At 31.0% G+C, this 7296-nt stretch carries 6 protein-coding genes; all 6 read left to right on the forward strand.

Annotated elements, in window-relative coordinates:
* Positions 1-135 precede the first annotated feature (135 nt).
* The 6 genes from AAG747_RS29015 to AAG747_RS29040 all read left to right on the forward strand — a co-directional run bounded on the left by AAG747_RS29015 (position 136) and on the right by AAG747_RS29040 (position 7159).
* A complete protein-coding gene (locus tag AAG747_RS29015) occupies positions 136-834 on the forward strand; it encodes a hypothetical protein (protein ID WP_346824771.1) in 699 nt (232 codons plus the stop codon).
* A gap of 71 nt (positions 835-905) precedes the next feature.
* Positions 906-1271, forward strand: coding sequence for a hypothetical protein (locus AAG747_RS29020; RefSeq protein WP_346824772.1), 366 nt, complete (start codon positions 906-908; stop codon positions 1269-1271).
* A gap of 180 nt (positions 1272-1451) precedes the next feature.
* The gene (locus AAG747_RS29025) at positions 1452-2006 is read left to right on the forward strand and encodes a hypothetical protein (RefSeq protein ID WP_346824773.1); all 555 of its coding nucleotides are present in this window, start codon (positions 1452-1454) and stop codon (positions 2004-2006) included.
* A gap of 100 nt (positions 2007-2106) precedes the next feature.
* The gene (locus AAG747_RS29030) at positions 2107-3225 is read left to right on the forward strand and encodes a DUF4268 domain-containing protein (protein ID WP_346824774.1); all 1119 of its coding nucleotides are present in this window, start codon (positions 2107-2109) and stop codon (positions 3223-3225) included.
* A 156-nt stretch (positions 3226-3381) separates the two neighbouring features.
* Entirely contained in the window at positions 3382-3750 is a 369-nt protein-coding gene (locus AAG747_RS29035; protein WP_346824775.1) for a hypothetical protein, read from the forward strand.
* Between the two features lie 187 nt (positions 3751-3937).
* Positions 3938-7159, forward strand: coding sequence for an NACHT domain-containing protein (locus AAG747_RS29040; RefSeq protein WP_346824776.1), 3222 nt, complete (start codon positions 3938-3940; stop codon positions 7157-7159).
* The last annotated feature ends 137 nt before the right edge of the window (positions 7160-7296 follow it).

The following is a 7296-nucleotide window of genomic DNA, read 5'->3' on the forward strand; positions in this document are numbered from 1 at the left end:
ACAAAAAATAAAACCCATGCTGGGCATAGTGGGACTGGAAGGCATTTGGTAACTTACGGTTTTCGTGTCCGGTGGACACGATTACTGGCTTTTAGGCCAGCACGTATTTTATCTAGGCGTTAGCCTTCATTGAACATGACTTTAAAAGACGTAGAAAATATTTTAACCAACTTTTCGGAAAAGCATAACCTTAAAGAAGAAGCGCTTATCTCATGTCGTGTTGCAATGTCAAATTGTGTATCTGACGATCCTGAAGGGCTTGGCGGCTTCAGAATTGAGGAAGTCCGATTGGAATTTGTGCGACAAGAGATGATTTTTGAACATTATTTTTACGACACTCCATTCGTCAAGACAAGAATTGGATTATATAAGAATGAAGAAAACGAAATCTATGTTCGGAATTTAGACCCGATAGGCTATTATGAACTTGATACAGATCTTGAAGGAGAATCTTTTGATGATTGGCTTATTATTGACGAAGAGAAAGATAACCAAATGGAGATAGTTTATGATTTAAAATCACTCGGTAAAGTGCTGCCTGATAAATACCTTAGAAGAAACTCAATCTATTATGAATATATCTCCTATATAGCACATGTTGTAACTCTTTATCAAGCAAGGAATTTAAGAGCTTGCCAATTTTTCATGAAAAGGGCATTTGAATTTTCTGCCAAAACAGAAGTTAAGGATGACTTCAAAGAGTATATCAAAAAGTCAAAAAAGTATATTAAAGGAATTGCTTCTTATTTAAACGAATGTGGACTTATTGAGGAAGATTTAATTGTGAAATTTGAAGAATTGGAAATACTAAAACGAAAGGCTAACAAAAAATAGACCCCATTAAAACGGGGGTTTATTTAAACGTTGTATGTCTTTGGGCAAGATATAACTATAATTGAATCTGGATGAATAACTTAATTATCTCAATATTTGCTTTTATTGGCATCTATGGATATCAGGAATTAAAAAAGTCTGATTATGGAAGAAATTATGGGTGGTGGGTTGAACTTGATGGGAAAGTATTAGGTGAACTTATAAATGTTAAATGGGAAGAAATGTTTTGGGATAGTTATGAACTTTGGCCTATTGATAAAAGTATTGAAGCAAAATTATTTGATACTGAATTATGGGATAATAATAGGTTTAGTTTTAGAAATAAAAAATTTAATAGATATGCCGAATATGCATTTATAGGAGGAATAGGTGATTCGGTTAATGTTGGTAAAGGAAATAGAATACTGATGCGTGGACTCTATATTCTAAAACCATAAATATGAACCTAATAAAAAATAAAAAACATACAACAAATAATAAAACCCATGCTGGGCTTAGTGGGACTGAAAAGCTTTCCGTAACTTAAAGTTATCGTCTCCTGAGGGCACTTTTTTGTTTTTAAACCAGCACGGTTTTTATCTTAGCGTTAGGCGCAATTAGAATTCAAAAATAAATCAATGTCTACCTATTTCAATTTTTGTTATATCGATTTAGAAAAAGAGGCAAATCCTTTCGATGATGACGGGGAGTTTTATCTAATAGAAAATAGACCCTCATATGAATATCTAAGCAATCCTACCTTGTTTACAACAACTAATAATTATTTTGTTGATGAATGTTTTAGCAAAGTGGTTGAGAAAGGAAATGATAAATTATTACCTCTTGAAAAGCTAAAGTTTGTATTTGGAAATATGTTTTGGAAAGAGAATTTCAAACCAAACAATGAAGGAATTAGCTTCTTCATGAACTATTGGAAGTTGAATTGGACGGAACATCCAGCGATTAAAGAGCGATTTTTTCTTGACTTCTACTCTATTCATCTCAATGAAATCATAAAAATTCTTGAAGTAGTCTCTGAAGTTGGACTAGATGACTATTTTGATTACGTAGCTAGAATACTGACATTGGATAAAGAGCGTGAACAAAAACATAGGACCACAATTATAGAATGGATTAAAATGTATGAGTTAGCAGCAGACAAGGAAAAGGGTATAGTCTACGATATAGGATAAACAAAAAAGTGCCTAACAAGAGCTAAATGCCATGTCCGCCACGATGGATGGCCACGGCATTTAGCAAGACCGTTAGCAAACATATAAAAGAACGAAACGAATGTATTTAATCGACAGAGATAAAAACAGAATATCGAAACTTAAACAAAAGACCTTTTCCGAACTGAAATTTAGGGAAAGAGAACATTTGCAAGAGTGGATAGCAAATAATCCGAGTTCACTTGGAGAAGAGTTGTTGATTATACAAAAAGAGTTTAGCGGATTTAATGAAACAAACGAGCGACTTGACTTACTCGCCTTAGACAAACTTGGAAACTTAGTAATCATTGAGAACAAACTAGATGACTCAGGAAAAGATGTTACTTGGCAAGTAATAAAGTATGCTTCTTATTGTGCCAGCTTGACAAAACAAGACATAGTTAAAATTTATCAAGATTTTTTAGGCTCATCAGGAATTGCACAAGAAAAGCTATCTGACTTTTTTGACAACCGAGATATTTCAGAAATTGTACTTAATCAAGGACTGAACTCACAAAGACTAATTTTAATTGCCGCTAACTTCAGAAAAGAAGTGACTTCAACAGTTCTGTGGCTAATGAATTTTAAAATTAGACTTCAATGTTTTAAGGTTACTCCTTTTGCCTTTGACGAGCAGTTATTTCTGAATGTAGAGCAGATTTTACCAACAAAAGACACAGAAGATTTTGCAATTAGTATAGCAACAAAAGCACAAGAAGAAATTGAAGTTCAGGAATCTTTAAAAAATCGACATCACGTAAGGTTAAAATTTTGGGAACAATTCATAAATGCAAGCAATCAAGTAAACAATCTCTTTTCCAATAATTCACCATCGAAAGAAAGTTGGATAGGAAAAGGAATTGGAATGAGCGGAGTTAACATAAATCTTGCAATGAGCAACAATTATTGTAGAAGTGAAATCATTTTTAACCGTGGTAGTCAAGAAGAAAACAAAGAACTATTTGACTTTATCTATAAAATGAAGGATAAAATAGAAGCAGACTTCGGCGAGCCTCTGATTTGGGAGCGAATGGACGAAAAAGTAACTTGTAGAATAAAAGCCCAACTTGACGGAGTAAGCTACTTTGAAGAAAGTGATTGGAAAAAAATGAATGAATATTTAATTGATGTTTCAGTTCGAATGGAAAAAGCATTTAAAGAACCGATTAAGAAATTGAATAACTATTGGAAAAATAAATAAATACGTGTGCTAACAGCGTGTATAAGAAATAGCGGGTTCAGTGCTATACCAAAGGTCAGTGCTTTTAATAAAAGTCAGTGCCAAACTGAAAGTGAAGTGCTTTTTAACCCGCTACTTCTCATACACGCGAAACGTTGTGTTTAATTGGAAAGAAGAATGGCAATAAGCAAGAAGAATAAGAATAGAGCACTTGTTGACGGTAAAGAATATCTGTGGTGGGTATTTGATGAAGTTGACCAGACGGAATTTGATGGCATTCAAATTAAAGCTGTTTGTTCTGACCAATCGCATTTCTTTAAATACGGATTGCAACAACAAGAAACTGACCGAAAATTGGTAATAGCGTTAAATAATTACTCGAAATTGGTTCATTTATCATCTCCACCGAGATTCGAAAATGATGATGGGATAATTACAAAAAGTGGAATTATAAGAATGATAAAATGGTGTAAAAGTGGAGATCATCAAATTCAATATGCTTTGGACGAGATGAATAATGACTTGACCACTGAAAATCACTGTTAAATGAATTGCTAGAAAAAATAAACTAAACACAACAAAAAATAAACGGCATTAAAACGACCATTTATTCAGAACGTTGTACGCAAGCCAAAAGAACGACGCTGCAAGCAAATTAACTACTAATTAAAGACAAAAATATGCCAACGCACACCAGATTGAGAATTAAACTTATATCATTTAGATTTTAATTATGAGAAATGCCTATAGCGGATATACTTATCAAAAGCATGTAACAGAATTGTTATTGAGCAAAATGGACGTTGAGCGTTCAATCGATAAGATTGAAATTGAGGCAGATGTGAATAATAAGTTTGATGATGCTAAAGTCTCATTCGGTGATGTAGAATACTATTTTCAGATTAAAGATTTTGAAGGGATTTCATTGGATGACCTTGTTTTATCAAATGGAAGTATTAAAATTCGTGGAAATAGTCATAAACTTTCCGATGCAAAAAACATCCTGTTTTTTAAGAGTATACCCTTAACTCCTAATTGTGAAATATTGGGTTTTCCTGCTTTTAAATTGTCTGATATTTATATTGTTTCATTTAACCGTTCTCAAATAGACGAGAAAATCGCTGAGTTTTACAAGAATGACATACTTAGAAAACAGGAAATCGAAAATTGGTTTCATCAGTGCTTAGATAAGCGGGAGTGGATACTTTTAAGAGAGGATTTACCTTCAATAAAAGTATTTAACACGGAGCTCCAAGAGAAAACGATTGACACAGGTAGAAAACATCTTCAAATACAGAACTTGTTATTGATTGAAGGGAAACCTGGTGTAGGGAAAAGTCATTTTGTGAATAGTCTTACTAAAGAATACAATAAATCAATTTTATATCGATTTTGGATTAGTAGTCAAGACGAAGACTACGAAAAAAGATTGAAATTTAAAAACTTCATTTTTGATTTCTCAAAGAAACTATTCAACGACCAAAAATTCAGAGAAATAAATGAAATATTTGAGGAAATTAAGAAAAGACAAAAAACAGTAATAATTGATGGATTAGACCATATTGAAAACTATAATTTACCAGAGTTTGAATTATTCATCGATTTTATAAATCAACTAAAGGACTATTGTAAAGTAATTGTACTATCACGCCCTCTGCTAAAAAAAATTGAATGGGAAAAATTTAACTTGAGTAATTGGAATGAAAAACAAACCCAAAAAGTTCTTGATGAACTATTTCATATATCCGATTACCAGATTTTTAAAAAAATATATTCAATTACTGAAGGCTATCCTATATTAGTTAAATATATTGCGGAACATTACAAGCTTTACAAGACTATTCCAAATTTAAATAAACTTGAAAGTGTTGATAGTTATTACAACAACTTGATAAATCAGGAAAAGGGAAAGCAATCATTATCGCTATTTCTATGCAATCGTTCCTTCTTTATGAAATCGGAAATCACACAGATTTTAGATGAATCAGCAAATTATGTGAATGAGTTTATTAAGGAACATCCATATTTATTTGAAATCAGGTTAAATAGAATTTCTTTATTTCATGACAGTTTTAATACTTTTTTACGCAAACAGAAAATAAATTACTCTTCTATCTCAGAAAAAGTTAATCTATATGTTTATAATTCAATTCAAAGCTTAGATAAAAGGTTTTTATCTCGTTTTAATTACTTCTACCTTAATAATCAGTGCAAAAAAGATATTATTCTGAAGTATTGTCAGATAAGCACTTTTAAGGAATTGATTCAAAATGTGATTGACTATGAAGCAATACAATCATTCTATTTTCAAATAAGAGAAACGATAAATGCTTTGAATTATGAAGATTTAGAAATAACTCATTATTACGATTTATCTTTAATTTTAAATATTGTAAGTAGAGACCATATTTCAACTCTTAATGCCTTTTATTATACTTATACCAAAGCTCTTCTAAACAATGGTTTTTCAGAAGAAAACATTACAAGTACAAGGTACTTATTTGCAATGTTGTTTTATATAAAGTCGAATGATTCAACATTACTCTTTAATATAACCAGTGATGATATGTATTCGACAGAGCGGTTTTCCGAAAATTTGCAAGATGAAATCGATACAGAGGATTATTATTTTGACCAACATGAAAAGGCTTTAACGGGAGAAAGGTTAGATGAATTACTTCAAGATAAATTAAATCTAAAGGATATTGTTACATATAGTTTAGAAAATTCATTTATCCACGGAAATTCAACAGGCTCGCTTTCTGTTATACACGATTGCATTCAGCTTTACATGTCTGGCAAAGAAAATATTGCGATAAATAAATTAGCTTCATTTCTTAAACCATATAGCTCTCAAGAATATTATTCTAATTGGACATTAAAAGATGCGAAAAGAAATATTCTTGCTTATGGATATTTACCTGAAATAAACGACTATAAGAAGTTGTCACTACGTGATTTTATTCTTGTGCGAAAGGATTTAGGTAGTTTCGATTTGAGAGATGAGATTCACAATTTTATACGTTTATCACTACAGGAATCAAGAAAAATAGATATATCCAGCATTTCACTTTACTGGACTAAATATTACCAACGGAAAGATTATTCATTAATTAACCTTGACACAGCATTATATGAATTTGAAAAAAAACGTTATGTGTCTAAGTTTGAATGTATAGAGCTTATTCATAAAATTCAGGAGATATCAGAAAAAGGATATAGAGGATTGCTATCAGGTTTTGTTGAACTTTATCCTCCACACGAGATATTGCCTTTTATTCTCGAAAATTTTGACATTGAAAGCTTGAGAATAGAATGGTTTCTCTTACCTGTTGACTATATAAACATATTTCCTGATAAGATTTTTGATTTTGCTATAAGTGAAATATTAAGATATCATAATTATAATAAAGAGATTGATTTAAAAGACATCATGAATGTGCTTTATTCAAATAGGTTAAATGAATTAGCACAGATTTTAGAAATAACAAAATTTTCGGTTCGTGTCCCCAAATCCCATTCAATCATTAAGGAATTTAAAAAGAGTAAATTAAGCTTTGTTCAATTTGAACCAGATAAATATGAATTTAAAGATGATAGTCAAAGTCGTTTTAATAGAGGAGAGTTAACGATTAAAGACAAAGAATTTATTTTAAACAATAATATCAAATCTTATGAGATTGCTGGATTTTCTAATGGCTATCATTCTGCTTTAGCTGATACTGAACTGTTTGAGATTTATACAAAGAATGATGTAAAGGATAATTTCAAGCAAATTTTATATAATGCATTGTTAGGAAAAGCAAAAAGCATAAATTTCTTTCATGACGTTTATAATTACCCAGAAAACGTATTAAAAATGGTTCGTGAGTATGAGGTTGATGTTGATTATGATGCACTGTTTAACGACTTTTTAAACTATTTGGATATTTCGCAGTTTGCATTAAAAAATTAACTGATAATGAATAGTAGTGTTAAGTAAAATTTAAAATAACGTAATAATTCAGTACCTTTAGAAAAAAGATGAAAAGGTACAGGGTCAAATTACTGCAAGAAGAAGTATCCGAGCTTAGAGCGATAATTGATAAAGGT

Origin of the sequence: Rapidithrix thailandica, from assembly GCF_039710355.1 — a bacterium.
Classification (GTDB): domain Bacteria; phylum Bacteroidota; class Bacteroidia; order Cytophagales; family Flammeovirgaceae; genus Rapidithrix; species Rapidithrix thailandica.